This is a genomic window from Actinotignum saccati (assembly GCF_051265055.1).
Taxonomy (GTDB): domain Bacteria; phylum Actinomycetota; class Actinomycetes; order Actinomycetales; family Actinomycetaceae; genus Actinotignum.
Map to the genome: position 1 here is coordinate 64,922 of NZ_JBOZCC010000001.1, position 25,879 is coordinate 90,800.

Here is a 25,879-nt window from a genome sequence, read left to right on the forward strand (position 1 = left end):
GGCGCCCCGTGCCTGCGCGCGCCGTGGGCTCCGTTGCCCCGTGCCTGCTCTGCTACACCGCCCGCACCACGAGCACCGTCGCATCGCCCCGCCCCGTTGCCCCGTTCTCTCCCTCTCTTACCTATAAGGACCATCATGATGAATCATTCTCCTCTCAGTTCTCGCCCGCGCGTGCTCGTTACCGGGGCCAGCGGCCCGGCAGGCTCCTCCCTCCTCACCCAGCTGGGGGAGCGCGGGATTCCAGTGCTCGGCGTCGATATGGCGCCCCGTCCCCGCCCCGATGGCCTCAGAATCCGGCAAGGCCCGCCGGCCACGGCCCCGGATTTTGTGAGCGCCCTGGCCGCCATCTGCGAGGAATACTCGATTGACCTCCTCATCCCCACGGTGGATGAAGAACTCTCCGTGCTCGCACCGCTGCGCACCGCCCTGCTCCACCGCGCCCGCATCGCGGTAGCCCCCACCGCCGCGGTGGCGATTGCCGCCGATAAATGGCTCACCCACCGGGTAGCGGAGAGTAGCGGCTTAGCCGTGCCGCGCAGTTTGGAGGCTCCCACTCTCACCGAGGAAGGCGCTTATTGGCTCGGCTTCCCCTACGTGGTACGCCCGCGAGTGGCACGCGGCGGGCGCGGGGTACGCCTGGAAACAACATTTCCACCCGCCATGCCACTGCGCGATACCGAGATGGTCTCCACTTTCCTCCCCGGTACCGAATACTGCGCGCAGCTTTACCTGCCCGCCCCGGGAAGCGTGCGGCGCGACGGGGCAGTGAACGGTGCGGGAGGCGACGTGATCAGCGGCGCGCGGGACGGCGCGCGGGACGGTGCGCGGCGTCGCCCCACCGTCGTCGTACTAGAAAAAACCAGTCTGGCCTCCGGGCAGCACGGAAACGCGACCGGGGTCCGGCGGGTGAATGCCCCGGACGTCGCAGAGCTGGCGCTTGCAGCGGCGCAGGCGGTGGGCCTGAGCGGAGCGGCAGATGTGGATATCCGCCGCGATACCCAAGGCCGCCCCGCCCTCATCGAAATCAATGCCCGCTTCGGCGCACACAGCGCCCACGCCCCCGAATTACTGGACGCACTCCTGGAGGCTTACACACCCGCGGAGCCTGCTTCGGCCCCCCGCAGCACCGTCGAGGTGATGGCATGACCACCCTGCTTCTTATTCTTGCCGTACCCACCCTCATCCTCACTGCGGTGACCTGGATAATGTACCCGGCTGCCATCCTGGGGGAGCTGCGCCAGCGGCCCCGCCCGCTCTACGGTGCACACACCAAAGTCTCGGTGATTATCCCGGCCTACAACGAAGAGGTGGTGCTCGGCGCCTGCTTGCGTTCCATCCTCGCCACCGGCTGGCGCCGCCTGGAAGTGATCGTCGTCGATGATGGTTCCACCGATGCCACCGCCGCCGTTGCCGCACCGTTCACCAGCGATCCGCGCGTCACCTTCCTCAGCAAGCCGAACGGCGGCAAAGGTAGCGCCCTCAATCTCGGTATTGCCCACGCCACCGGAGAGATCCTTATCTTCGTGGATGCTGACGGACTCTTCACACCCACCACTATTCCGGAGTTACTAGCGGGGTTCCGCCACCCCGGGGTGGGCGCCGTATGCGGGAATGACCAGCCGGTCAATATCACCGGTCCGCTCACGGCGCTGCTCGCCCTCATGACCCACGTTGGGACCGGTATGACGCGCCGTGCCCTGGCACTGGTGGGAATGCTGCCCATCGTGGCAGGAAATTCCGGGGCATTCCGGGCTGATGCGGTGCGCCGGGTAGGTGGCTTCCGGGAAGATACCCTGGGGGAGGATCTGGAGCTCACCTGGCGGATTCACTTCGCCGGTTCGGACGTGGAATTCGCGCCCCATGCCCTCGTGCTGGCCGAGGTTCCCGCCACCCTGCCGGCACTGTGGAAACAGCGAGTGCGCTGGCAACGAGGCCTTATTCAGACCGCTCGCATCCACCGCTCCCGCCTCACCTCCCCGTGGCGGCGCCCCATTGATGCCTACCTGCCCATCAATCTTTTCTCGCTCCTCGTGGCCCCGGTGCTCCAGGTCGCCACCCTCGCGGTGTGGGCGGTGGCAGCACTCAGCGGCGCGGCTCCGCACTGGGTGAACGTACTGGTGGGAGCGGGGCTGGTAATGGCGCTGGGCGTAACGGTGCTTTCCCTGATCCTGGATCGGGCCTGGCGCGACCTGCGCCTCCTTCCCGCCCTGCCCCTGTGGCTCCCTTTCTCCTGGATGATGAGCGCCGCGACGGTGCGAGCGATCTGGTTAGAAATACGCGGAAAAGCCAGCGAATGGAATAAGCTGGAACGAACGGGCGTGCACACCGTGCCGCTCCCGCCCGCCGCCGTCGAACGGGAAACAATGTGACATCACGTCCTATTACGATTCGTTTTCGGATTGCCGCCACCATGGTCGCGCTCGTCGCGGTCGTGCTGGCGGCAACCGGCGTCGCCGTCGTTCTCACCGAAAGCCGTATGTGGCGCGCCCAGGTGGATGCCACCCTAGTGCGGGTGGCGGACGAATTTCGGGTGCTGGCCGAAAACGGAGTCGATCCGGAAACAGGGCAGCCCTTTGCCGGGCCATCCCAGCTCATCGAAACCTACCTCTCGCGCACCGTCCTCTCCGAAGCCGAAGGGGAAATGGGGATTGTGGATGGGCGAGTCGCCTGGGTGGGCGGCGATACCAGCTCGGTGCGCCCCGAAGAAGATGCCGGACTGGTGCGCCATCTTCTCCCACTCACCCGGAACGCTGAGATAACGATGGGGACCTACGCGGGTGCCCAGCGCGAATACCGCTATATCGTGGTGCCGGTGCAGTTTTCCGGCTCGCAGCCCGGCGCGCTCGTGCACGTCTACCTTCTTGACGTCATCAGTGCCCGTATCTGGAATCTCATGACGGTGCTAGCGGTGGTCTACCTGGTGGCCGTCATCGGCGTCGTCGCCATCGCGTGGCGACTGGTGGGGCAGCTGCTGCGCCCCGTGGAGCAACTGCGCGCCACGGCCGAAAATATTACCGCCAATGCGGATTTGTCCCGGCGGGTCCCGGTGGAAGGGCGCGACGACCTGGCGCGGCTATCAACGGCGATGAACACCATGCTCGATTCCCTGGAAACCATGGACGCCGATCAGCGCCAACTTTTAGACGACGTCGGGCACGAACTACGCACCCCCATCACGATTGTGCGCGGGCACCTGGAACTCATGGATGCCAACGATCCGAGCGACGCCGCGGATACCCGCGCCCTCGCCCTCGAAGAACTCGACCGCATGAATTCACTGGTCGGGGATTTACTCACCCTCGCGAAAGCCGAACGATCCGATTTTGTGGTGACCCGTGAGGTTGATATAGCCGCGCTCACGGAGCGGATCTTCGATAAAGCCACCGGGCTGGGCCCACGCGCCTGGAACCTGGGCGCCGTGGCCAGCGGGCAAGCGTACCTGGACCCGGAACGCATCACCCAAGCGGTGTTGCAATTGGCGGCGAACGCGGTCAAATACTCCGACGAAGGTACCCCGGTGGAGATTTCCTCAAGCGTGGTAGCGGGGCGGGTGAGTTTCACGGTGGAAGATGCCGGATGCGGGATCGCCCCGGAGGATACCGAACGTATTATGGAGCGTTTTGCGCGTGGGCGTAATACCGGACGTTCGGAAGGCTCCGGGCTCGGACTCGCGATTGTTAGCTCCATCGCCCGGGCCCACGGCGGGGAAGTCACGGTGCGCTCGCGGGTGGGGGAGGGCTCCGTATTCACCTTGAGTTTGCCCAGCGTTTACCGGGGTTCGTGATAGCCTCACAGGCGGAGAAGGGAGCATGATGAGCACCATCCTCATCGTCGAGGACGAAGAGCGCATTGCCCGCTTTATTGCGAAGGGCCTGAAAGCAGCCGGATACACTTCCGCCACCGCGTCAAGCGGTGGGGAGGCTGTGGACCTGGCTGTTCACACTCCTTTTGATCTTATTATTTTGGATATTGGGCTGCCGGATATTGACGGTTTCGCGGTGCTCGAGCGCCTGCGCGGGCAAGGCCTGGACACCCCGGTTATTCTCCTCACCGCCCGCACCTCCGTAACGGACCGCGTAGCCGGGCTCGAGGGCGGAGCCGATGACTACATGGCGAAACCTTTTTCTTTCGAAGAACTGCTCGCGCGTATCCGTTTACGTTTGCGCGACGCCGCAGCCACCCCGGCGCCAGCTAGCTCCGCCACCCAGCTTTCCCACGGCGGCATCATCCTGGATTTACTCTCCCACCACGCCCACGTGGGCGGGAAACAGGTGGAGCTGTCCGCCCGCGAATTTACCCTGCTCGAAACCTTCATGCGCCACCCGGGGCAGGTGCTTTCCCGCGAACAACTCCTCTCCCGGGTCTGGGGCTACGATTTCGATCCCGGTTCCAATGTGGTGGATGTGTACGTGCGCTACCTGCGCGGGAAAATCGGGCGGGACCGCATCGAAACGGTGCGCGGAATGGGCTACCGCCTGAGCTAAGGCAGCGGGGCCTTCTCAGCGAAGGAACGGGGCTGCTAGCTCAGGCGGTAGTGCTGAGGTGTGCGACTGGTCTAGTCGTCATCCTCATCGTCCCAATCGTCATCGTCGTTATCATCCCAATCATCGTCATCCGCATCATCGTCGTCCCAGTCATTATCGGAGTACTGGGGCGGTGCGGGGCGCGCGGGAGCCGGTGCTACCCGCTGCGGCGCGGGAGCCGGCACTGCCGGGGAGGGAACTGGCGCCGGTGCCGGGGCGACGTTAGCGGGGGACGGGGCAGTGCCCGCGGGCGGCGTCGTCGTACTATTTGAGGCATCACCGGTGAACAGGTGCGCATTTTCGGCCACATCAACTAAAAGACTGCGCAGGGTGGCGCGCTGTGCGTTGTTGAGCGGCGGGCGCTCCGTGGGAGAAGAAGCCGGAGCGGTGCTGCCAGCACTAGTGGCGCCAGTGGTGCCAGCGGACGGGGAGGACGGCGCCGTGACGGTGACGGCGGGGCCCACGGACTGGGTGCCGCTCCCGCTCACGGCGTGGGCCAGCTGCATCCCCAAGAAACCGAGGAGCGCCAGCCCGAGAAGTACGGCAAGAAGTTTCACACGAGTTGTCATGTCCCTAAGTACATCGGAGCGAGATGACGGGGCCAGGAAACAATCATGAGAATCTTCTCATGTACGTGGAGTGGCGGGCCCGCTTTCGCAGACCCGCCACTCGGATTCATTCAATTGTGCGCAATGCTACGTGGACCGCTACGCCTTCGCGCCATGGCGCTTGCGACGCTACTTCCGCTTCGGCTCCGGCTCATCCAGCTCGTAATCACCGATGGTGATCTGCTCGCCTGCCTCCGTATCTGGCGTGAAACGGAGCTCCCCGCGCACGTGGGCGGCGCGCACCAGGTCCGCGCGCACCTCCTCGAGCAGTACGGTATTCCCGCGCAGCTCCACCCGTGCGAAACTGGTGCGCTGCGATACCTTCGCCGCGGATTTCACCCCGCGCAGCACCGTGAGTGCCTGGCCTGCCACTTCGAGCAGCTCCGCGTTTCCGGAACCCGCCGCCTCGCGTAGCGGCGCCGCCTCCGGCCAGGCCGCCCGGTGCACCGAGCCGGTACGGTACCAGCTCCACACCTCGGCGGTGGCATAGGGAATGAACGGCGCGAGCAAGCGCAGGAAAGTATCCACCGCAATCGCCAGCGTCACCCGGGCGCTCTCCGCCTCCGACGTATCCGAATAGGCGCGGTCCTTGACCAGCTCCAGGTAATCATCACAGAAGGTCCAGAAGGCCGTTTCGGTCGCCTCCAGAGCGCGGGTGTGATCAAAGGCCTCAAAAGCGGCGGTGGCTTCCTCCACCACGCGCGCCAGATCGGCCAGCAGGGCCCGATCAATCGGCTCAGTCACGCGGGAAGCATCCAGGCAGACCGGTGAACCTTCCCCGCCCATGCCCAGCGCAAACTTCGAGGCGTTGAGCACCTTCATGGCCAGCCGGCGCCCCACCTTCATTTGCTTTTCGTCGAAAGCGGCGTCCACGCCCAGGCGTGCGGAGGCAGCCCAGTAGCGCACCGCGTCCGCACCGTGCCGCACCAACAGATCCATAGGGGTCACCACATTGCCCTTGGACTTGGACATCTTCTTGTGGTCCGGATCCAGAATCCACCCGGAAATCGTGGCGTGCTTCCAGGGTAGGTCCCCGAATTCCAGGTGCGCGCGCACCACGGTGGAGAAGAGCCAGGTCCGGATAATATCCTGACCCTGCGGGCGCACATCCATGGGATACACGCGCTCGAAAAGATCCTCATCGGTGAGCCAACCCCCAGCGATCTGCGGGGAGAGCGACGACGTGGCCCAGGTATCCAAAATATCGGTTTCCCCGGCGAATCCGCCCGGCTTACCGCGCTGATCTTCGGTATAACCGGCTGGCACATCACTGGAAGGATCCACGGGAAGGCGTGATCCCTCCGGGGTAATGACGGCGTCGTACTTTACTTCGCCGTTCTCCGAAATCTCGTACCACACCGGAATCGGCACCCCGAAGAAACGCTGGCGCGAGATGAGCCAGTCCGAGTTGAGCCCCTTGACCCAGTTGTCGTAGCGCACGTGCATGAAGTCGGGATGGAAGGCCAGCTGGTTACCGGCCTCAATAAGGTTATCGCGCAGCTCCTTGCCGTTGCTTTCCACGTGGGAACGCCCACCGTTGCGGATGTACCACTGGCGTGAGGTAACAATTTCGAGCGGCTTATCGCCTTTCTCAAAGAAGTTGGTCTTACGCATGGTCGGCTTCTCATCGCCGATCATTTCCCCGGTTTCCTTGAGTTTTTCCACCAGTACCTTGCGAGCGGAGAAGGTGGTTTTCCCGGCCATCTCCGCGTACATGGCGCAACCGGTCTCCGAGGTGATCCACTCGGGGGTATCGCGCACCAAGCGCCCGTCCTTGCCAAGCACATTGTGCAGCGGCAGCTGCAATTCACGCCACCACTCCACGTCCGTGACATCGCCGAAGGTGCAGCACATGGCGATACCGGCGCCCTTGTCCATTTCCGCCTTGGGGTGGGCGAGCACCGGAACTTCCATATCGAAAATCGGCACGCGCACCGTGGTCCCGAAGAGGTGCTGGTAGCGGGTGTCATCAGGGTGCGCGATGAGGGCCACGCAGGCGGGCAGCAACTCCGGGCGGGTGGTTTCGATCACGACGTCGTCGCTCGCACCGTGGAAAGCCAGGGCATGATAGGCACCCGGATAATCGCGGGCTTCGAGCTCGGCTTGCGCCACCGCGGTTTGGAAGGTGATATCCCACAGGCCCGGGGCCTGCGCCTGGTAGGCTTCCCCGCGCGCGAGGTTACGCAGGAACGCGGTTTGGGCTACCTTCTGGGCTTTCTCCCCGATGGTCTGGTAATTCTGCTTCCAGTCCACGGACAGCCCCAGGTAGCGCCACAGGGCTTCGAATTGCTTTTCGTCCTCTTCGGATAGCTTCCAGCACAGTTCAATGAAATTACGCCGCGAAATGGGCACCTGGTCGGCGTACTTAATGGATTTTGCGCCGCCCTGGTGCGGGGGCACGAAATTCGGGTCGTAGGGGAGGGAAGCATCCCCGCGCACCCCGTAGTAGTTTTGCACCCGGCGTTCGGTGGGCAGGCCGTTATCATCCCAGCCCATCGGGTAGAACACCGATTTTCCGCGCATGCGCTGGTAGCGGGCCACGGTATCGGTGTGAGTGTAGGAAAAAACGTGGCCGATATGCAGCGAGCCAGAGACCGTGGGCGGCGGGGTATCTACCGAAAATACTTCGGAACGGGTAGCGGTGCGGTCGAAAGCGTAGGTGCCTTCTTCTTCCCACCGTTCGCTCCAGGTAGTTTCAAGACCGTCGAGAGTGGCACGGTCCGGTACCTCCGTGTGATCGAGGAGTTCGGACTCTTGGTTAAAACTAGTCATGGGGCTATTGTTTCACGCCCCGTGCGCTGCGGGAAACTGCGCCATACGTGAGAGGGGCGACGGCGCAGCTACGGCGCGTGGTGCTCGGGCGTCGTCATGGCGCTCTCCGGCACCGTCGGGATGGGGAGGCTGGCGCCGTGGGTGCACCGGTGCTGTCGGCGGGGCACAACCCCGTTAGCGGCTGGTATCCGGTTCCACTAGGTGGGCGCGCAACAGCTCAAAAACAGCCGGGTCAATCCCGTGCCCGAGGAGGTACTCGCGCGCCCCGCCGGCCGCTTCGATGCGCACCGTGGCGGCGCTCAAAGCTTCTTCGGTCACGTACACGGCGCGGTGCGCGGCGGCCCCCGGGATATATTCGCGCCCCATCACGAAGGCAAGATCCTCCTGGTAGCTTTCGCCCAGCGCCGTGGCGGAAGTGAGGTAATCAGCCAAGATTGTTTCGCGGCTCGCCCCGAGGATGGAGAGGATAAGCCCGGTAACTACCCCGGTGCGGTCCTTACCGGCAGTGCAGTGGATGAGCACTCCGCCTTCGGCCGATAGCTCCGCCGCCGCGGTGACCGCCTGCGCCAATTGCCCACCGAAATTTCGGGCCATCTGCATATACAGGTCGGCAAGCTCAGACCACTCCAGGTGGGCAAGCTGATTATTGAAAATAGGCACGGAGGCAACGCTCACTCCGTAATCTGCCCAATTGGTGGTGCCGGCGCGTTCAGCGTCGTCGCGCAAATCAATAACGCCGGTAATGCCTTGCTCTCTCAAAAAATCTCCCAGGCTGTCATCGTGGCGGAACGCCGCGGAGGAACGCAGCAGGGCGCGCTCGCGGATATGCCCGCCGAGCACCGGGGTGCCGCCCAGGGAACGGAGATTATGCAGGCCGAGGGGCAGGCGTGGGGAAGTCATCACTGTCCTTTCGATCCGGTGCCAAGTGTGTTTTCCAGGAGGTAGGAACCTGGGCCGTCCCAGGCCAGCGGATCGCTCGGGCTCCAGCCGGGCCGCCCGGCGCGCCTCCCGATAGCCACTACTTCTTCCGGACTATACGCAAAGATTTCCTCGCCCGGCTCTATGCCGCCAGACGGCGGAGCCACGGAGCCATCCAGGTAGGTAATATCCTGCTGGATACTGGCCTCGCTTAGCTGCACCACCGAAAAAGCTGAACGGGCTCGCGCGCTTTCCCATTCGGGACCCCGCCCGAGCGTGGTTTCATTGGCGAGGGCCGGGCCAACCACCACCGGCACCCCGCCAGCGCGCCCGCGCCCGGCCAGGTGGTAGTGGCCCGCAAGTACGAGGTCGGGCGCCACCTCCCAGGATTGGAAACCCTGCGCCAGGCGCGGGGCGTCCATGAGGCGCAGCGCCCCGTGGAGCACCGTGGGGGCAGCTAACGGCGGGTGATGGAGGACGAGGACGGAGCGGAGCGGAGCGTCGGCCGCCCCGTGGAAGTGCCCGCCGGCGCCGGCCGGTGACGGCGCACCGCCCGCCGTGGGTGCCTCGCCCGCAGTGGGCGAGACATCGGCGTTGGTTACAGCCTCCTCGATACGGTGAATCTGTTCACCGAGGTAGCCGAAGCCGCGCCCGGGAACGGAGCTGTCTGCCGCAACGAAGCGCCAGCGTGCCTCTCCCACCGTGATATCGGTGATGGAAAAAATCGGGTCCAGGGGCGCACCGGGCAGGCCGAGGGCCTCCCGCATCGCCGCGCGCCGGTCATGATTCCCGCAGGCCCAAATCACCGGCGCACCCCACCGTTGCGCGAGCGGGGCTAGGGTCTGGGCCGCGAAGCCGTAGGACGCAGGGGTACCGTCATCGGAAATATCCCCGGAGACCACGATGGCGTGGCAGGGCGCGAGCTCTCCGGCACCGGCCACGGCCGCTTCCAGCAGCCCAGAGGTGTCAATTTTTCCGTAATGGCGGGCGCGCTCGGCTAGCAGGTGGGTATCGGACAGGTGCAGGATTCGCAGGCTCATAGGTCATCGTCTCCCTCGGATGGCGTGGCGGATACGGCGGGCGCGGCGGATACGGCGGGCGTGGCAGGTACGGCGGGCGTGGCGGGCGTGGTGCGCGGCGCGGTATTCTCCGGTCGTGGCGCTTCGGGCAGCAGCGGCACCGCCGCAATAAGTTCCCGGGTGGCCGGGTGGCGCGGGTGATCCAGCACCTGCGCCGTGGGAGCATATTCGACGACGGTGCCCCCGCGCAGCACCAGGGTGTCCTCGCACAGATTCTGGACAATGCCCAAGTCGTGTGAGATGACAATGAGGGTGAGATCCAGGCGGGCGCGCAGGTCATGGAGCAGCTCGAGGACGGTGGCTCGCACCGACACGTCGAGAGCGGAGACGGGCTCGTCGGCAATAAGAACCTTGGGCTGGCAGGCCACGGCGCGTGCAATCGCCACCCGCTGGCGTTGCCCGCCCGAAAGCTCATGCGGATAGCGCGAACCCCACTCCGGGTTGAGGTCCACGGCGGCCAGCGCATCACGCACCATCTCCCGGTGTTTGCCCGGAACGCGCAGCAGACGCAGCGGTTCTTCAATAATCCGGCCCACCGTCATACGCGGATTGAGGGAAGCAAAAGGATCTTGCAGCACCAGCTGGACTTCGTGGCGCAGCCGGGTCACCCCGAGCTTCCCGTAGCGCACCTCCTGGCCCCGGTAGGTGATTGATCCACCGCTCGGCTCAAGTAGGCCGAGCATCATGCGACTAAGCGTGGTTTTCCCCGAGCCCGATTCGCCAATAATTCCCAGCGACCGCCCCGCTCGCACCTCGAAAGACGTGGGTGCCAGGGCCAGGGTGCTTCCGTAGGATTTAGTGACGTCCTGACAGCTGAACAGCACGTCCCCGGCTTCGACAGGCCAGTCCTTTTCCAACGGGGCACGGGAGGTCATGCGCAGGGCGGCCTCGCGCGGATCCCAAGTTTTTTCCGGTGTGCTTGTCATGATTGGTCACCTCCGGGCACCATTGAGCCTCGCTGATTACCCAGCTGCGCATCGCCGCCCCGCAGTGCCGGGCGCTGCAAACTCGTGGCGCGGGCCGCGGCCACGAGGCCCTGGGTGTAGGGATGGACGGGGCGGAGCAAAATATCCTCGGCGCTGCCTTCTTCCACCAATTCGCCCCGGCGCAGCACGAGGATGCGTTCGGAGGTGTGGTAGGCCACCGCCATATCGTGGGTGATCATAAGAACGGCGGTGCCGTGCTCGCGGGCGGCATCATCCATGAGCTGCAAAATATGGGCCTGCACCGTGGCATCCAGGGCGGTTGTCGGTTCGTCGGCGATCAGGAGGGCGGGGGCCAAACTCATCGCCATAGCAATAACCACGCGTTGGCGTTGCCCACCGGAAAGCTCATGGGGGAAGCGGTTAATAATATGCTCGGGGCTGGGGAGCTTAACCATGCGGGCCAGCTCGCTGGCCCGCTGCGTCGTCGCCGATTTTTTTAATCCCGTATGAATACGCGAGGCCGCCACCAACTGGTGCTTAATACGCACCACTGGATTGAGCGCCGTATGCGGTTCCTGGAAAATACAGCCGATACGGCGCCCTCGAATTTTCTGGAACTCCGCATCCGAAGCGCCCACCAATTCGCGCCCCTCGAAACGAATCGAACCGGTCACGCGTGCGGCCCGGGGGAGGAGTCCCTGGATCGCCATCGCCGTCATCGATTTTCCGGAGCCGGATTCCCCAATAAGGCAGACGCGCTCCCCGGTCTCCACCGTGAAAGACACTCCCCGCACCACCTCGGTGGAGCCGAAAGCCACGGTGAGATCACGTACCTCAAGAAGGCTCATCGCGTCTCCCTTCCGCGCGGATCGAGCACGTCGCGCAGGCCGTCCCCCAAGAGATTGAATCCGATAATCGTCAGGACAATCGCGGTGGCCGGAATGAGAATAACCGTCGGGTGGGAATACATGAAGCTCTGGTAGGTGGAGAGCATGCGCCCCCAGGATGGCGTGGGCGGCGGGGTGCCCAGCCCCAGGTAGGACAGCCCCGCTTCCGCCAGGGTGGCCGTTCCCATGATTTGGGTGACGCGCACGATCAGCGTGGGTGTGATCGCCGGGAAAATATGACGCGAAAGAATCCACCAGGAACGCGCGCCCGCGGCCACCGCCAGGAGCACGTGATCGGAGGCGGTGGCACGGCGCAATTCAGGCAGGACGGTGCGGGTGACCGCCGGGGCGGAGCCCAGCCCGATAGCAACGGTGGAGGTGAGGGTGGAGCCAGAAAAAGCGGTGACGAGAATGAGGGCAATAATGAGGGTGGGGAACGCGACCCACACATCGGTGAGCCGCTCCGTCAGAGAACCGAGCCAACGCGGGGCGTAGACGATAATCGAGGCGAGAAGCAGCCCGACCACCAGGGCCACCGCCGCCCCGCCCACGCTGGTGAGTACCGTGACCCGCGAACCGAGCACCATGAGGGAGAAAATATCACGCCCCAGCTGGTCCGCACCGAACCAATGCGCCCCGTTCGGGCGGGCCCAGGACGCCCGCGCATCCACACTTTCGGGATCATAAGGCACCCAGATGAAGGACAGCAGGAACGTTGCCAGCACCGCCAGCACCACCACGGTGCCGATGAGGCCGGCCGGATTACGCAGCAGCGCCCGCAACCGGGCCCGCCACGGGGAAGCCGCCGAAAGAGCCCGCAGGGCCGGAGACGGGGTACTCATCGCAACCTCACTCTCGGGTCGAGGAGACGGGAGGCCACATTGGAAAGCATCATGAGGAGAATAACCGCCCCGGAAAGCACCATAAGGAAGCCCTGGACGGTAACAATATCGCGGGTCGATACGCTGGCAACCAGATGGTGCCCGATGCCGGGAAGCGCGAAGACCTGTTCAACCACCACGGTGCCCATGAGGAGGGCGGCGGCGTCGAGTGCAATAACGGCGAGGAGCGGAAGCCAAGCGTTCCGCAGCGCCTGGGTGAGGAGGGCGCGCCTGCGGCTCATCCCCTGAGCGCGGGCGGTGCGCACATAATCCTGGCCGAGCTGTTCCAGCACGGCGGAGCGCACGTAGCGCACCAGTCCCGCCGTTTGCGGAATCGCCAGGGTAATGGCGGGCAGGATGAGGCTACGGAGCGCCGCACCCGGATCGCCCCATCCCTCGCGCGGGAAACCGGTGGAGGGAAGATGGAGCGGGGTCGCCAGGTACATGACGAGCAGCATCCCCACGATGAACGTGGGGATCGCGATCCCCAATTGGGAAAGCCAGGAAACTAGGCGCCCGGCCAGGGTGGTGGAACGGGCCGCGGCATACACCCCGATAAGAAGGGCAAAAATAACCGCCAAACTCAAGGACATGAGCGCGAGCGGTACGGTGACCTGGAGCTTCGTGACGAGCTCGTGGGTCACGGAGAGAGAAGAAAAGGGGGAGGTGCCGAAATCGCCGGTGAGGGCGGCACCTAACCAGCTCAGGTACTGGATGATAAGCGGGCGATCCCAGCCGTGCTCAGCCCGGATCGCCTCGATTTGCGCATCGGTAGCATCCAGGCCACCCATAATGACAGCCGGGTCACCGGGCAGGGTGTGGAGCGCGAAAAAAATCACGAAGGAGGCGAGGAGTAACGCCGCCACCGCCCACCCCAGCGCGGCGAGCACGATGCGGGCGGTGCGCGACGTCGTGGTGCGGAGCACCGTTTCGCGGTCCACGGTGCCGGAGGCGCCATGCACCCCCGGCACCTGCGCGAGCGCGAGTGGTTCAGTCATTAACGCGCAACCTGAATATTAGCGGCGTAGAAGCGAGAACCGGTCCGGTTGGTCGGGAATCCGGAGACCCCTTCCCGGGAGAAAATAATGGCCTTGGGGCTGTAGAGCCAATCCGAGGCGGCATCTTCGGAAACGAAAGCGGCCAGCTCACCGAGTTTCTTATCGCGTTCGGCCAGCGAGCTGGCGGTCATCGCTTCTTTATTGAGCTGTTGGGCCTGCGCGCTGTCATAATGCCAATAGTAGCTGGGGTTGGAATAGTAGGTGAGGGTCCACGGATCCACGTGGAGCACCATCGTCAGATCGTAATTGCCCCCGCGGTAGACCTCATCGAGCCAGCTAGAAAACTCCATCCGGTCAATCGTCACATTAATGCCGATCTCCTTGAGCTGGGCAGCCACATATTCGGAAATAGCCGAATCGTAATTATTAGCCACCCGCAAGTTGAGGGAAAGATTCTCAAAACCGGCCTTTTTGAGCAGCTCGCGGGCGGCTTGCGGATCATACGAATCAATCTCGTTGAGGGAATCGCTCCACCAGGCCATCCCGGGGGACACCATGGAACCGACCCGCACCATCGTCCCACCGAGCGCGGTAATGAGGCCGTCCTTATCGATGCCCTTGCGGATAGCGGTGCGCACATCCTTATTAGCCAGCGCCGGGTTGGAGTGGTTGAAGCCGAGCGTCATCCACGAGGTTTCGGTGCCCTGCGAGGTAATAATCGCCGGGTCAGCCGCGAAACGCTCCACTGTATCGGTGTTCTGGGTGGTGAGAATATCAATTTGCCCCGAGGCAAGTGCATTAGCGGCGGCGGTCTGGTCCGCGTAATAGTGGTAGACCACTTCCTTGGTGCCGGCCGGATCGCCCCAGTAATTATCGTTACGCTCCAGGGTAATGGTGGAGCCGGTCTTCCACTCGCCGATGGTGAAAGGCCCGGTGCCGTTCGATTCCTTATTCAAATCGACCGTATTATCGGAGGGCACCATCATCGCGGCGTCCGTGGACATACTGTCCAAGAAATTCATATTAGGTTCGGATAGTGTGACGACGACGGTATGCGGGTCGGAAGCCTGCGCTGATTTAAACGTGCGCATGAGCTTATGATCGGGATTCTTCGACCCCTCAGCAGCAGAAGCTTCCAGGGTGGCCACCACATCCGCGGCATCAAAATCGGAACCGTCGTGGAATTTCACCCCTTCGCGCAGGTGGAAGGTGTAATTGAGACCATCCTCGGAAATATCCCAGGAGGTGGCCAGGGCCGGCAAAATATCGCCATTTTCAGCGCGGCGAGTGAGCCCTTCATAAACATTATCGATAACAAGCTGATCGAGGGCCGCGCCGGAGACCGAGGTCGGATCCAGGCCGGTGGGTTCCAAAATAAAACCAACGTGCACCGAGGCATCCGGGTTCGCATTCTGAACCGGGGTCGGGCCGCTGGCGGGGGAGGAAGCCGCATCGGAGGGCGGATTGGTTGAGCATCCGGACAGCGCGAGTCCGGCAACGAGCAGGGCGACGCCCGCTAAACGCTTCATATCTGTTCCCATCAGGTAGTGAAGTCAAAATATGGCTCGGCGCATCTCAGCTCGGACACGTCGCCATATATGTATCTATCGAGTCAATGTGAACCGTTGGAAAACGTGGAGTTAAAAGGCGAGCTACCTCTCCTTTGCGTCAGTATCGCGGATAGAGCGGGACGCGCGGGTCCCGGGTTTGGCACGCTTGGCGCGCCGGCGAGCCTCAGCGGCTTCGCTTTCCAGATCGTGCACCACGAGGCGAGCGTGGCGCGCGGTCAAGATGGGGTGGATTTTTTTCGCGGCGCGCATGGCGGTGGCGGTTCCCTCCGCCGCGGCCGTCAAAATACGTTCTTTTTCTTCCGCGGTCCATTCGTGGGTGCGCATAAAACGCAGCGAGCGGGCTTCGCGCAGCATGGAAATTCCCCACAGCAGCAGTACCACCAGGAAAATCCCAGCGAAGCCGAGGATTGACAGTCCGTTCATTTAGCTGAGATTCCTATCTTTATCGATACTGGCTTGCACGCCGCGTACGACGGCCGCCCCAAAACCGGCGCGTTCTAATTCCACCACACCGGCCACCGTGGTGCCTCCCGGGGACTGCACCGTATCGGCCAAATCGGCCGGGGAGAGCTCACTTGCGAGCACCAGGCGCGCCGCACCTTCCACCGCCTGCGCAGCGATACGCACCGCCTGCGCGGCCGGGAGCCCGTCGGCAACGGCGGCACGTTTGAGGGCATCAATATAGGTGAACGTGAAAGCCGGGGAACATCCGGCGAGCGCGGAAAAGACGGAAAAATGTTTTTCTTCCAGGGTGATATGGGCACCCACGGCGGCGAAGACCTCCCGCACCGCATCCTGCTGGGCGGGAGTGACGGAGCCTGAGAAGCACAGCGCCGTCATGGAGGCACGCACACTGGCGGCCACATTCGGCATGGCGCGCACGAGCGGCTGACCCGGGGCGAGATGGCGGGCGAGGGTGGCAAGCTCGAGGCCCGCCGCGATGGAGACGATAACGGTGCCAGATTCTCGTGCGACGTCGTTAATTTCTTCTAGAACATCCGCGACCGCGTACGGTTTCACGGCGACGACGACGATTCCGTCACCCACGGCCGTGACCAGCTCGGTATTCGAGGTGGCGGGGCGCGCCCCCGTTTCCTCCGCGAAGTCGCGCGCCACCTGCGCATCTTTCGCAGAAACGACGACGGACGCCGGATCCGCGCCCGCGGCAAGCACCCCGCGCGCCAGGGCCCCGCCCATATGTCCGGTTCCAATAAAGCCGATCACGAGCAATTCCTTTCTACCAGCTAGGCCCGGTGCTCCCGCAGCGGCGCTGAGCGAACACCGGGTATGCTCTCCGCGTTTTATTTTAGGCTGAAGAAAGGTGTTTTATGGCCGGCGTGGCTCTCACCCGGCAGAACGGAGGGTTTGACATGTCACATCGAGTACTCGTAACCGGAGCGTCCAGCGGCATCGGGGCGGCGAGCGTGCGCGCCTTATGCGCGGCCGGATTTGAGGTGATCGCCACCGCGCGGCGCGAAGATCGGCTCCGCCAACTCGCCGAACAAACCGGGTGCAGCTACGTGGTGGCGGACTTGATGGAGGAGGGCGACGTCGCACGGCTCGCCGCCACCGTAGCGGAAGCTGGCGGGGTGGACTCCCTGGTCAATAACGCCGGCGGGGCCCGCGGGCAGGACAAGGTGGCGGACGCAAAAATCGAGGACTGGGAGTGGATGTACCGCGTGAACGTGCTCGGTACCCTGCGCCTCACCCGCGCCCTACTCCCGCATATGCGGGAGAACGGTGGGAGCATCCTCTTTGTGACCTCCACGGCGGCGCAGGAAACCTACGTGGGTGGGGCCGGATACACGGCGGCGAAGCACGCCGAACGCATGATTAAAGACACCCTGCGCCTGGAACTGGTGGGTGAACCGGTACGGCTCATGGAGCTGCGCCCCGGGATGGTGATGACGGAGGAGTTTTCCAAGAATCGCCTCGGATCGGACGCGGCGGCGCAGAATGTTTATGCCGGGGTGGCCGAGCCGCTGCTGGCTGAGGATATTGCCGAGACGGTGGTCTGGATGCTTTCCCGCCCCGCCCACGTCAATATCGATTCGGTGGTGATCCGCCCCGTGGCCCAGGCAAATTCCTGGACGGTGGCCCGCACCGGCAGCGACGTGGTGGACCTGCCTTCCTCCGGGCTGGATGGGGAGTAAGCGCCCCGTTCTCCACATGTGCCGGTAACGGGGCCTCACCCGCGCCCGCCGGGATAGTGACCTTCACCGTTCTCCACGTGCGCCGGTAACGGGGCGCTGGCGCCGTGCCCGCGCCGTGTCGGTATCGTGCTGGAAACTAGCGGGTTTCAGCGACCTGCCGGGCAAGTTCCGCAATTGCCGCGGCGATCCCGCGGCCGAGTTCATCGAAGGTGGTGGCAGGCCGGGGGAGCGCCGGGGCGGCGGCCTCGGCTGATGGTGCGGCGTGCGCCGTGTCGGTTAGCGCTGCGGCGTGCGCCGTCTCGGGCCGTGGTGCGGGCTGGGACACCGCTGCGGACGGTGCGTCGGTTTCCCCGCCCACCGTGGCCACTCCGACGGTGCGCAGGGCCGGCACGTGAATGAAGAGGCCGGGAACAGGAAGCTGGGCCACGCGGTAGGCGATGTTATTGCAGAGGTAGCGCCCCGGATCTCGGCTTGTTTCCGCATTGATACCGGCCCCGTTAATAGCGCGGGTAATATCCGCCACCAGCACGGGGCTCGCGGCGATAGCAGGTCCGCCCGTAATCACGGGTTCACCATCGGGTTGGGCGCCCGCATTATCCGGAATCCGGGCGATATTCTCATTAAAAGCTTGGAGCTCCGGGGTGATAGCGCTACGCCCGCCCGCTTCTCCGATGGCAATGACCGCATCGGGGTGAAAACGCTCCACCGCCTCGGCCAGCACCTTCCCGGCGCTCGCGAACACCACCGGCAACATGGCCGTCGCGACCTCCACCTCGCAAGGAAGATCCATATCTCGAAGATGAGGGACGGAGCGCAGCGCTGCCTCCCGGCTCGCATTTTCGGTATCGGTACCAAAAGGCTCAAAATAAGTCACTAAAACACGCACACTTCACCCTACCGCGCCCCTACCTGTGGATAACTACACGCGCCGAACTCCGCCTGTGGATGGGCCCTGGACGGATCTTTCCCTTCCTGGCACCATCGGCTCAAGCGTTTGGCAGGGGGAGCCGGCGCCCAGAAAACACGCGGCGCCGGTTCAGCGAAAGTAAGCGGCGTCAGCGCAAAGAAAGTAACTGGTAGTAGGGCAAAGAAAAGGGAGCGAACAAGGGGAGGTCACGGTGGATGGTGTTCTTATCACGGAGTCTGCGACGGCGGATCTGCGCGCCGCGCTCGCGGACGTGAGTGCCGCGCTGGCTCCGCTGCGGGTGGATAGCGTGCCGGGAGCGGTGGCGGCGGCACTGGCTGGCACCCCACCACCGGCCAGCGTGAGTGCGGGATGCGCGGCCCTGGATAGGCGCACCGGCGATATCGCGGCCCGAGCCGATGAGCTAGCCGCCTCCCTCGCCCTGGCCTGGCGCATCTACCAGGAGGCAGATACCGCGGCCGGTGCGGATATTTCTGCTCTGGATATTGCCGGCACGAATATTTCTGGTTTGGATATCGCGGGGGTCGGAAGATGAAAGATCTCAGGGTGACGTGGGGGCAATTGTGCAGCTGGAACGGGGCCCTGCTCGGAACCGTTCTCAGTGAGGTTGCTGCCGTACGTCGGCGCTGTGAAGAAGCTAGCTGGCAGCTGCGCCAGCTAGCCACGCGTTCCTTGAAAGGCGCCTGGGAAGGCTACGGGGCACGTGCCTTCCTCTCCGATGTACGGGCCCTGGCCGCCCGCGCCGCCGCGCACACCGACCATATTGACCACCTCATCCAGGCCCTTGGGGAAGCCCAGCATAAAATCACCCGCACCCAAACGGCCGTGACCGAAGCCCTCTCCCGCGCGAAGGCCGCCGGAATGGAGATTACCCCTAGCGGTGAGGTTGTTGATCCGCTGGACGGAGCGGATGCCACCGGGGTAGCGGACTGGGAACGGCGCCAGGTAGTGGTCCAGATTAGGGCGGAGGTGGAAGTAGCCTACGGGTCGGCCGATAATACGCTCAGTTATCTGGACAAGGTTTTCACGCAGCTGGCTGCCGGGCAGATAGCCCCGGAGGCTCGCACCAACCACTATCGTTCGGTGGGGAAGGTGCCGGTTGGAAAAAGCGCGACCTATGTTCAGTCCTGGTGGGCATCCCTGGGCGATGCCGAACGCTCCTATGTGCTCGCGCATTACCCGCAGGATTTGGGAAATTTGGACGGAATACCATACGCGGTGCGGGACCGCGCCAATATTGCCGTTGCCCGCCATGACGAAGAAATGGCCCGCGCCTACTACGATCCGATCCTGGCCGAACTTTCCGCGGAGATCGCCAGCGCCCAGGCGGATCTTGAGGGGAACCTCGGGAAAACTGATCGGGAGATTCGCACCGCCCAGCTTGGTGCGGCCCAGCTGCGTTATGCCACCATCACCGCGAACCTGGCTGCTTACGCCATGATTCGCACCCAGCGCGGCTTGGATCGCAATTGGCGTGAGCATATCAGTATGTCACCGGCTCACTCAGCTTCGCCCCGTGATGCGAAGCGGCACTCGTCGCCACGCGAGGGGCGATCATCCGCGGCGCACTCGCCTGCGGCGCGACTATCCGCGGGGCGCGCAGCTCCGGCGCACTCGCCTGCGGCACGACTATCCGCGGGGCGCTCGTTCCCGCTGGCAGGCCCCGCCCCATCCGCCCAGCCCCGCCAGCTCCTCGTGTATCGCGGGCCGAACCGGGCCCGCACCGGCACCGGTGCCGAATTGCGCACCATCCAGGTCGCCTTAGCCCAAGGCAATGTGGATACCGCCTCGTCTATCACCATCGAGGTGGGTGGAATGACCACCAACGTGGTGAATTCCCTCGATTCCCATATGGAAGCGGCCGGCCGCCTAGCCGCACTTCAGCAGGAAATTCTCACCGCGCGCGGAGAAACGGGAAGCCCGGCGGTGGTGACCTGGTTTGATTACGCCGCCCCGCAAAGCGCGCTGGATTCCTCTCTCTACACCCCGGCGCGGGCCCGGGAAGGCGGGGTCAGCCTCGCGCGTTTCGCGGAGGGAATTGCCCAGGTCCGCGGGGAAGATCGCCCGCGTATCAATTTGCTGGGGCATTCCTACGGTTCGGTGACGGCTTCAGCGGCCGCGGAGCGGGCTAGGCCCGGCGTCGTCGATACTCTTGTGGTGTACGGAACACCCGGGGTCGTGGCCGAAGGATGGGATATGAATACCGGGGCGCACGGGGCCGGAAGCGCCGCCTCTAATCACGTCCTTTCCAATAAGAAAGACATTATTAACGTGGTCAATGCGCTGGGCGGGGGAGCGGTGTCGGGCGGGCATACCGACGCGCTCGGCTTCAATCCGCGCCGGGATCCGGATTTCACCGCGCATCATTTCTCCGGGCGCGGCGGCTTCTTCTCCCAGCATTCGGAATATTTGGAAAACGCGGATTCTCCACAAATGCGCGAACTGGCGCGCATCACCACGGAGCCTGCCACGGAGCGCGGCGCCCCGCCAGCAACGGAGCCTGGGGCGCCGCCCGCCACGCTTACGCAACCCCACGAACCACCCGCCGGAGCTGCGCCGTCGCCCCACAACCCACCGGTCCGCCCGCCACCCGGAAGCTAGATGCGCCCCGCGCGCGGAAGGGCTACAATGAGCGGCGTTGGCTATGACCCGGCAATCACCGGCGAGCTCTCGGAAGAACAGCCGCGCGGCCCTGCCCCGCAGCCCAGTAGAACCGAGCGGGTGGATCCGTCAACGTCCTAATGAAGCGGTTACCCGCCGTACCACGCGTGCGGCGAGTAGCAAATGAGGTGGTACCGCGGTACCGGATATCCGGCGTCGTCCTCATTCCGAATAGGTTTGAGACACGAGGAGACACCGCGTGGATATGTATCCGCTTCATCGCGAGGGCGGCGTGCCCGCCTCCCCGAACTTCCCGAAGATGGAAGAAGGCACCCTCGCTTTCTGGAAGAAAGACAATACGTTCCAGTCCTCCGTTGAGCAGCGTGAATCCGGGCCGCACGGCTCCAATGAATTCGTTTTCTATGACGGCCCGCCGTTCGCCAACGGCCTGCCCCATTACGGTCACCTTCTCACCGGTTACGTCAAGGACGTGGTGGGGCGCTATCAGACCATGCGGGGGCGTCGGGTCGAGCGCCGCTTCGGGTGGGATACCCACGGGCTGCCCGCCGAACTGGAAGCCCAGCGTATCCTCGGGATTGATTCCACCGATGAGATCGAGGACATGGGCATCGCCACCTTCAATGAGGCATGCCGCTCCTCGGTGCTGCGCTACACCAAGGAATGGGAAGAATACGTGACCCGCCAGGCGCGCTGGGTCGATTTTTCCCACGATTACAAGACCCTGGACACCACCTATATGGAATCGGTGCTGTGGGCCTTCAAGACCCTGTACGACAAGGGCCTGGCCTACGACGGTTATCGGGTGCTGCCTTACTGCTGGAATGACGAAACGCCGCTGTCCAATCACGAATTGAAGATGGATGACGACGTCTACAAGGACCGGCAGGACCTCAGCTTGACCGTGGGGCTACGCCTGGAAACCGGCGAACTTGCCCTTATTTGGACGACGACGCCCTGGACGCTCCCCTCCAATTTGGCGATTGCGGTGGGCCCGGATATTGAGTACCTCACCGTGGTTCCGCGCGAAGGCAAGCTGGAAGGCGAGCGGGTGGTGATTTCCGCCGCGCGCCTGGAATCCTACGCGAAGGAACTGGGTGAAGATCCGGAAGTTGTGGATCGTTTCCCCGGCTCGCAGCTGGTGGGCCGCGCCTACGCCCCGATTTTCGATTACTTCATGAACCGGGCGGCGGACGAAGCCCCCGGCCCGCATGCCTACCACGTTATCGCCGGGAACTTCGTGACCACTGAAGACGGTACCGGGCTGGTTCATATCGCCCCCGCCTTCGGTGAAGACGATATGTTCGCCTGCCAGGAAGTCGGGATTCGCCCCGTGGTGCCGGTGGACGGTGCCGGGCGTTTCACCTCCGAGGTGCCCGATTACGAAGGCACTCAGGTTTTTGATGCCAATCTGCCTATCACCCGTGACCTGCGCGAGGGGACCGGGCCGCTGGCACGCCGCCCGGAAAACGAGCGCGCCGTGCTGGTCCAAGAACGCTCCTACCTGCACTCGTACCCGCATTGCTGGCGCTGCCGCAAACCGCTCATCTACAAGGCGGTCTCCTCGTGGTTCGTGCGGGTAAGTGCCTTCCGGGATCGCATGGTTGAGCTCAACGAACAGATCGAATGGACCCCGGCGCATATCAAGCACGGCCAATTCGGCAACTGGCTGGCCGGAGCGCGCGACTGGTCCATTTCCCGCAACCGGTTCTGGGGCAGCCCCATCCCGGTGTGGCGCTCCGATGATCCCAATTATCCACGCGAGGACGTTTACGGTTCTCTGGAAGAACTCGAGCGTGATTTCGGGCGCCTGCCGCGCAACGAGAAGGGCGAGGTGGATCTCCACCGCCCCTATATCGATGAGCTGACCCGCCCCAACCCGGATGATCCCACCGGCAAGTCCACCATGCGGCGCATTACCGACGTGCTGGACTGCTGGTTCGAATCCGGCTCCATGCCCTACGCCCAGGTCCACTATCCCTTCGAAAATAAGGACTGGTTCGAGGACCACTACCCGGGGGATTTCATCGTCGAGTACATCGGCCAAACCCGCGGGTGGTTCTACACCCTCCATGTATTGGCCACCGCGCTCTTTGACCGCCCGGCTTTCCGCACCTGTATCTCGCACGGCATCGTGCTGGGGGACGACGGCCAGAAGATGTCGAAATCGCTGCGCAACTACCCCGATGTCTACGAGATGTTCGACGAGGTCGGCGCGGATGCAATGCGTTTCTTCCTTATGAATTCGCCGATTGTGCGCGGCGGGAACCTCATCGTGACCGAACGCGCGCTGCGCGATACGGTGCGCCAGGTGCTGCTGCCGCTGTGGAATGCCTACTATTTCTTCGCGCTTTACGCTTCGACGTGCTCGAAGGGGGAGGGCTACCGCGCCCAGCCGGTGAGTGACCCCTCCGGTCTAGATGTGATGGACCGCTACCTGCTGGCCAGCATCAAGGACCTGGCCGATAAGGTGCGCACCGACCTGGATAACTACGATATTCCGGCCGCCTGCGACCGGGTGCGCGGATTCCTGGATGTGCTGACCAACTGGTATGTGCGCACCTCCCGGGATCGTTTCTGGAATGAAGACCACGCCGCCTTCGACACGCTCTACACGGCGCTCGAAGTGCTCATGCGGGTTATGGCGCCCCTCGCGCCGCTCGTAACCGAAGAAATCTGGAAGGGGCTGACCGGCGGGCGCTCCGTCCACCTGGAAGACTGGCCCGAACTCCCTGATTCCTGGGCGGATGATGCGCTGCGTGAAGCGATGGATGAGGCGCGCGCCGTCGTCTCCGCCGCGCACTCGCTGCGCAAAACCCACCAGTTGCGGGTGCGCCAACCGCTGCGCACCCTCACCATCGTCACCGACCGTGACCTGGCGCCCTTCACCGATCTCATCGCCCTGGAAGTGAACGTCAAGAATGTTGAACTCAAGGACGTGGCGCAATCGGGGATGAAGGTGAGTCGCGACCTCAAGGTCCTTCCGCGCGAACTGGATCCCCAGTTGCGCAAGATGACCTCCGCGCTCTTCCAGGCTGCCAAGGCCGGGAACTGGAGCGAGGACGGTGCGGACGCGGTGCTCCATACCGACCCGGAGGTGCGCCTGGGGCCCGGTCAGTTTGAGATCACGGTATCGGTGGAAGCCGACCCGGGTTCGGTGGCCGCGGCGCTCGATTCCGGCTCCTTCATCGCCTTGGACACCGAGGTGGATGAGGAACTGGAAGCCGAAGGCTATGCCCGCGACGTCGTACGCGCCGTGCAGGACGAACGCAAGAACGCGCAGCTGCACGTGGCCGACCGGATCTCCCTCAAGCTCACGGTGCCCGCCGAGCGAGTCGATGCGGTTACCCGCTACCTGCCCTTTATCCAGGAGGAAACCCTCGCGGTGGAGGCGCAGGTGACGGCGGTTGCGGACGGTGCGGACGGTGCTGAAGGCTCTGCGGGCGCTGCGGGCGCACCGCTCGGCATTGAGGTGACGAAAGTCGCGCACTAAAAACGCGGTATCACACGGCGCGCTCTGTAACGGCGCGCCGTGATCCTCTAGAGTAGGGTGCCTTGCATGGGCCGCGGTGGACCACCATAGTCTCCGCCGCGGCCCGGCACCGTTCTCACAATCCACACGAAGGTTCAGGGATGAAAAACTCGCGGGTCCTCACGCTCGCTGTGACCGGCTTGGCGCTCTTCGCCATGTTCTTCGGGGCGGGAAATCTTATTTTCCCGGTGATGCTCGGCATTCAAGCCGGCACGAATACCCCGCTGGCCATCGCCGGGTTTATCGGCACCGGGGTGATTCTCCCCGCCATTGGCCTCATCGCCGCCACCTCCAGCCGCGACGGCACCCCGCAAGATATTGCGACCCGTATCGGCCGTATCCCCGGTCACGCGCTACTGTGGGCGATTTTTATTACCACCGGTGTTTTGTACGCGGTGCCGCGAGTGGCTGCGGTGAGTTTCGAGGTTGCGGTCCGCCCCGTGATGCACGACGACGCCGCAGCCCGCCCTGCCCTCCTCGCTTTCTCCGCCGTATTCTTCGTGGTGGCCGTGCTCGTGGCCCTCAACCCGGGCAAAATGGTGGACCGAGTGGGAGGTATCCTCACCCCCGCCCTTGTTATCCTCATGGCGATTCTTATTACGGTGGTGGTGCTCAACCTGCCGCCCCAGGTCTCCCTCCCGCAGGCACCGTATGCGCCCAATGCGCTCACCGGCGGGCTGCTGAGCGGGTATATGACGATGGACGCGCTGGCGGCCTTCGTTTTCGGACTGGTGATTGTGTCATCGTTGCGATCCAAGGGATTCACCTCCCGCGGGGCGCTCTTCGGGGGAGCGGCGGGAGTAGCCCTCATTGCTGCCCTTATCCTCGCCGCGATCTACCTGGGGCTCTCCCAGATCGGGGTGCGGGTGGCCACCGAAGGTTTTGCCAACGGTGCGGATGCTTTAGCCGCCGTCTCCGAGCGTTTCTTCGGGAGGGGTGGCCAGCTCATTTTTGGCGCCATCACCATCCTGGCGTGTTTGACCACGGCGATTGGCCTGCTGGGCGCCGCTACCCAGTTCTACCGCAGCTACCTTCCGGGCCTGGCCTACCGTCCCCTCCTCATCGGGCAGGGAATGTTTGCTTTTGCCATGTCCACGCTGGGTCTGGAAGGAATCCTCAATTTCATTAACCCGATCAACCGCTTTATCTATCCCATCGCTATCGTTCTTATTTTCGTGACTCTTGTTGATCTTGCGGTTCCTGGGCGCCTGCACTGGGCCTACCGAGCTTCCGCCTGGATCGCGGCGCCTTTCGCGCTCCTGGACGGCTTGGTTGTAACCGAATGGAATCTTTTCGCCCCCGTGGGTGAGCTTCTGGCGATAGTGCCGCTCGGGGAAGAAGGCTTGGCCTGGGCCGGGCCGGCGCTTCTCGGTTTCGTGCTCGGTTTAGTAGCGGACGGGATCCAGGGGCGGTTGTTCCCGCCGGCACTGGTGCGGGGCACGGCGGCGCCGACGGAGGCGCTAGCATCATGAGACGGGGCTGTTGGG

Annotated in this window: 21 protein-coding genes; 9 read left to right on the forward strand and 12 right to left on the reverse strand. The window is 63.9% G+C overall.

Annotation, left to right across the window (positions count from 1 at the left end; all coding sequences use genetic code 11):
- Positions 1-135: 135 nt before the first annotated feature.
- From ACRQEC_RS00235 to ACRQEC_RS00250, 4 genes are read left to right on the forward strand one after another with little or no spacing between them, the layout of a single operon-like run.
- Positions 136-1,146, forward strand: a complete 1,011-nt coding sequence (locus ACRQEC_RS00235) for a hypothetical protein (protein ID WP_284889707.1) — start codon at positions 136-138, stop codon at positions 1,144-1,146.
- Positions 1,143-2,369 carry a glycosyltransferase family 2 protein gene (locus ACRQEC_RS00240; protein ID WP_284889706.1) on the forward strand — a complete coding sequence of 409 codons (1,227 nt, stop codon included), beginning with the start codon at positions 1,143-1,145 and terminating at the stop codon, positions 2,367-2,369. The genes ACRQEC_RS00235 and ACRQEC_RS00240 overlap by 4 nt, the downstream gene beginning before the upstream one ends.
- Positions 2,366-3,784: a sensor histidine kinase gene (locus tag ACRQEC_RS00245; protein ID WP_284889705.1), complete on the forward strand. Its 1,419-nt coding sequence runs from the start codon at positions 2,366-2,368 to the stop codon at positions 3,782-3,784. The genes ACRQEC_RS00240 and ACRQEC_RS00245 overlap by 4 nt, the downstream gene beginning before the upstream one ends.
- Positions 3,785-3,812: 28 nt before the next feature.
- Positions 3,813-4,484 carry a response regulator transcription factor gene (locus ACRQEC_RS00250; RefSeq protein ID WP_284889756.1) on the forward strand — a complete coding sequence of 224 codons (672 nt, stop codon included), beginning with the start codon at positions 3,813-3,815 and terminating at the stop codon, positions 4,482-4,484.
- A gap of 71 nt (positions 4,485-4,555) precedes the next feature.
- On the opposite strand, the gene ACRQEC_RS00255 is transcribed toward ACRQEC_RS00250, so the two are convergent.
- From ACRQEC_RS00255 to proC, 11 genes are all read right to left on the reverse strand, one after another.
- The gene (locus ACRQEC_RS00255) at positions 4,556-5,092 is read right to left on the reverse strand and encodes a hypothetical protein (protein WP_284889704.1); all 537 of its coding nucleotides are present in this window, start codon (positions 5,090-5,092) and stop codon (positions 4,556-4,558) included.
- Positions 5,093-5,260: 168 nt separating this feature from the next.
- A complete protein-coding gene (gene valS, locus ACRQEC_RS00260; RefSeq protein ID WP_284889703.1) occupies positions 5,261-7,903 on the reverse strand; it encodes a valine--tRNA ligase in 2,643 nt (880 codons plus the stop codon).
- A gap of 174 nt (positions 7,904-8,077) precedes the next feature.
- A complete protein-coding gene (locus tag ACRQEC_RS00265) occupies positions 8,078-8,803 on the reverse strand; it encodes a tyrosine-protein phosphatase (protein WP_284889702.1) in 726 nt (241 codons plus the stop codon).
- Complete coding sequence (locus ACRQEC_RS00270) at positions 8,803-9,861, reverse strand: metallophosphoesterase (RefSeq protein WP_284889701.1); 1,059 nt, start codon at positions 9,859-9,861, stop codon at positions 8,803-8,805. Before ACRQEC_RS00270 ends, ACRQEC_RS00265 begins: the two co-directional genes overlap by 1 nt.
- Positions 9,858-10,826, reverse strand: a complete 969-nt coding sequence (locus ACRQEC_RS00275; RefSeq protein ID WP_435729789.1) for an ABC transporter ATP-binding protein — start codon at positions 10,824-10,826, stop codon at positions 9,858-9,860. The genes ACRQEC_RS00270 and ACRQEC_RS00275 overlap by 4 nt, the downstream gene beginning before the upstream one ends.
- Positions 10,823-11,674 carry an ABC transporter ATP-binding protein gene (locus ACRQEC_RS00280; protein ID WP_284889699.1) on the reverse strand — a complete coding sequence of 284 codons (852 nt, stop codon included), beginning with the start codon at positions 11,672-11,674 and terminating at the stop codon, positions 10,823-10,825. The genes ACRQEC_RS00275 and ACRQEC_RS00280 overlap by 4 nt, the downstream gene beginning before the upstream one ends.
- Positions 11,671-12,555 (reverse strand): ABC transporter permease, encoded by an 885-nt coding sequence (locus ACRQEC_RS00285; protein ID WP_051278220.1) that lies wholly within the window; start codon positions 12,553-12,555, stop codon positions 11,671-11,673. The genes ACRQEC_RS00280 and ACRQEC_RS00285 overlap by 4 nt, the downstream gene beginning before the upstream one ends.
- A complete protein-coding gene (locus tag ACRQEC_RS00290; RefSeq protein WP_284889698.1) occupies positions 12,552-13,592 on the reverse strand; it encodes an ABC transporter permease in 1,041 nt (346 codons plus the stop codon). The genes ACRQEC_RS00285 and ACRQEC_RS00290 overlap by 4 nt, the downstream gene beginning before the upstream one ends.
- On the reverse strand, positions 13,592-15,121 hold the full coding sequence (locus ACRQEC_RS00295; protein ID WP_284889697.1) for an ABC transporter substrate-binding protein: 1,530 nt from the start codon (positions 15,119-15,121) through the stop codon (positions 13,592-13,594). The genes ACRQEC_RS00290 and ACRQEC_RS00295 overlap by 1 nt, the downstream gene beginning before the upstream one ends.
- Before the next feature lie 123 nt (positions 15,122-15,244).
- Positions 15,245-15,586: a hypothetical protein gene (locus ACRQEC_RS00300; RefSeq protein WP_026428508.1), complete on the reverse strand. Its 342-nt coding sequence runs from the start codon at positions 15,584-15,586 to the stop codon at positions 15,245-15,247.
- Positions 15,587-16,387 (reverse strand): pyrroline-5-carboxylate reductase, encoded by an 801-nt coding sequence (proC, locus tag ACRQEC_RS00305; protein ID WP_284889696.1) that lies wholly within the window; start codon positions 16,385-16,387, stop codon positions 15,587-15,589.
- A gap of 146 nt (positions 16,388-16,533) precedes the next feature.
- Between proC and ACRQEC_RS00310 the strand changes: the two genes are divergently transcribed.
- On the forward strand, positions 16,534-17,316 hold the full coding sequence (locus ACRQEC_RS00310) for an SDR family oxidoreductase (protein ID WP_284889695.1): 783 nt from the start codon (positions 16,534-16,536) through the stop codon (positions 17,314-17,316).
- A 136-nt stretch (positions 17,317-17,452) separates the two neighbouring features.
- Here the strand turns inward: ACRQEC_RS00310 and ACRQEC_RS00315 are convergent, their stop codons facing one another.
- Positions 17,453-18,202 (reverse strand): pyroglutamyl-peptidase I, encoded by a 750-nt coding sequence (locus tag ACRQEC_RS00315; RefSeq protein WP_301574949.1) that lies wholly within the window; start codon positions 18,200-18,202, stop codon positions 17,453-17,455.
- A 232-nt stretch (positions 18,203-18,434) separates the two neighbouring features.
- Here ACRQEC_RS00315 and ACRQEC_RS00320 point away from each other — a divergent pair, with 232 nt between their 5' ends.
- The 4 genes from ACRQEC_RS00320 to brnQ all read left to right on the forward strand — a co-directional run bounded on the left by ACRQEC_RS00320 (position 18,435) and on the right by brnQ (position 25,864).
- Positions 18,435-18,776 (forward strand): hypothetical protein, encoded by a 342-nt coding sequence (locus ACRQEC_RS00320; RefSeq protein ID WP_284889693.1) that lies wholly within the window; start codon positions 18,435-18,437, stop codon positions 18,774-18,776.
- Complete coding sequence (locus ACRQEC_RS00325; protein ID WP_284889691.1) at positions 18,773-20,842, forward strand: alpha/beta hydrolase; 2,070 nt, start codon at positions 18,773-18,775, stop codon at positions 20,840-20,842. The genes ACRQEC_RS00320 and ACRQEC_RS00325 overlap by 4 nt, the downstream gene beginning before the upstream one ends.
- Before the next feature lie 265 nt (positions 20,843-21,107).
- On the forward strand, positions 21,108-24,353 hold the full coding sequence (gene ileS / locus ACRQEC_RS00330) for an isoleucine--tRNA ligase (protein ID WP_284889755.1): 3,246 nt from the start codon (positions 21,108-21,110) through the stop codon (positions 24,351-24,353).
- A gap of 140 nt (positions 24,354-24,493) precedes the next feature.
- Complete coding sequence (gene brnQ / locus ACRQEC_RS00335) at positions 24,494-25,864, forward strand: branched-chain amino acid transport system II carrier protein (RefSeq protein WP_284889690.1); 1,371 nt, start codon at positions 24,494-24,496, stop codon at positions 25,862-25,864.
- Positions 25,865-25,879 lie beyond the last annotated feature (15 nt).

What these genes read in the sequence shown, in the direction of transcription:
- ACRQEC_RS00235 (WP_284889707.1), top strand. Translation starts at nt 136, where the DNA reads ATGATGAATCATTCTCCTCTCAGTTCTCGCCCGCGCGTGCTCGTTACC.
- ACRQEC_RS00240 (WP_284889706.1), top strand. Translation starts at nt 1,143, where the DNA reads ATGACCACCCTGCTTCTTATTCTTGCCGTACCCACCCTCATCCTCACT.
- ACRQEC_RS00250 (WP_284889756.1), top strand. Translation starts at nt 3,813, where the DNA reads ATGAGCACCATCCTCATCGTCGAGGACGAAGAGCGCATTGCCCGCTTT.
- ACRQEC_RS00255 (WP_284889704.1), bottom strand. Translation starts at nt 5,092, where the DNA reads ATGACAACTCGTGTGAAACTTCTTGCCGTACTTCTCGGGCTGGCGCTC.
- valS (WP_284889703.1), bottom strand. Translation starts at nt 7,903, where the DNA reads ATGACTAGTTTTAACCAAGAGTCCGAACTCCTCGATCACACGGAGGTA.
- ACRQEC_RS00265 (WP_284889702.1), bottom strand. Translation starts at nt 8,803, where the DNA reads ATGACTTCCCCACGCCTGCCCCTCGGCCTGCATAATCTCCGTTCCCTG.
- ACRQEC_RS00270 (WP_284889701.1), bottom strand. Translation starts at nt 9,861, where the DNA reads ATGAGCCTGCGAATCCTGCACCTGTCCGATACCCACCTGCTAGCCGAG.
- ACRQEC_RS00275 (WP_435729789.1), bottom strand. Translation starts at nt 10,826, where the DNA reads ATGACAAGCACACCGGAAAAAACTTGGGATCCGCGCGAGGCCGCCCTG.
- ACRQEC_RS00280 (WP_284889699.1), bottom strand. Translation starts at nt 11,674, where the DNA reads ATGAGCCTTCTTGAGGTACGTGATCTCACCGTGGCTTTCGGCTCCACC.
- ACRQEC_RS00285 (WP_051278220.1), bottom strand. Translation starts at nt 12,555, where the DNA reads ATGAGTACCCCGTCTCCGGCCCTGCGGGCTCTTTCGGCGGCTTCCCCG.
- ACRQEC_RS00290 (WP_284889698.1), bottom strand. Translation starts at nt 13,592, where the DNA reads ATGACTGAACCACTCGCGCTCGCGCAGGTGCCGGGGGTGCATGGCGCC.
- ACRQEC_RS00295 (WP_284889697.1), bottom strand. Translation starts at nt 15,121, where the DNA reads ATGAAGCGTTTAGCGGGCGTCGCCCTGCTCGTTGCCGGACTCGCGCTG.
- ACRQEC_RS00300 (WP_026428508.1), bottom strand. Translation starts at nt 15,586, where the DNA reads ATGAACGGACTGTCAATCCTCGGCTTCGCTGGGATTTTCCTGGTGGTA.
- ACRQEC_RS00310 (WP_284889695.1), top strand. Translation starts at nt 16,534, where the DNA reads ATGTCACATCGAGTACTCGTAACCGGAGCGTCCAGCGGCATCGGGGCG.
- ACRQEC_RS00325 (WP_284889691.1), top strand. Translation starts at nt 18,773, where the DNA reads ATGAAAGATCTCAGGGTGACGTGGGGGCAATTGTGCAGCTGGAACGGG.
- ileS (WP_284889755.1), top strand. Translation starts at nt 21,108, where the DNA reads ATGTATCCGCTTCATCGCGAGGGCGGCGTGCCCGCCTCCCCGAACTTC.
- brnQ (WP_284889690.1), top strand. Translation starts at nt 24,494, where the DNA reads ATGAAAAACTCGCGGGTCCTCACGCTCGCTGTGACCGGCTTGGCGCTC.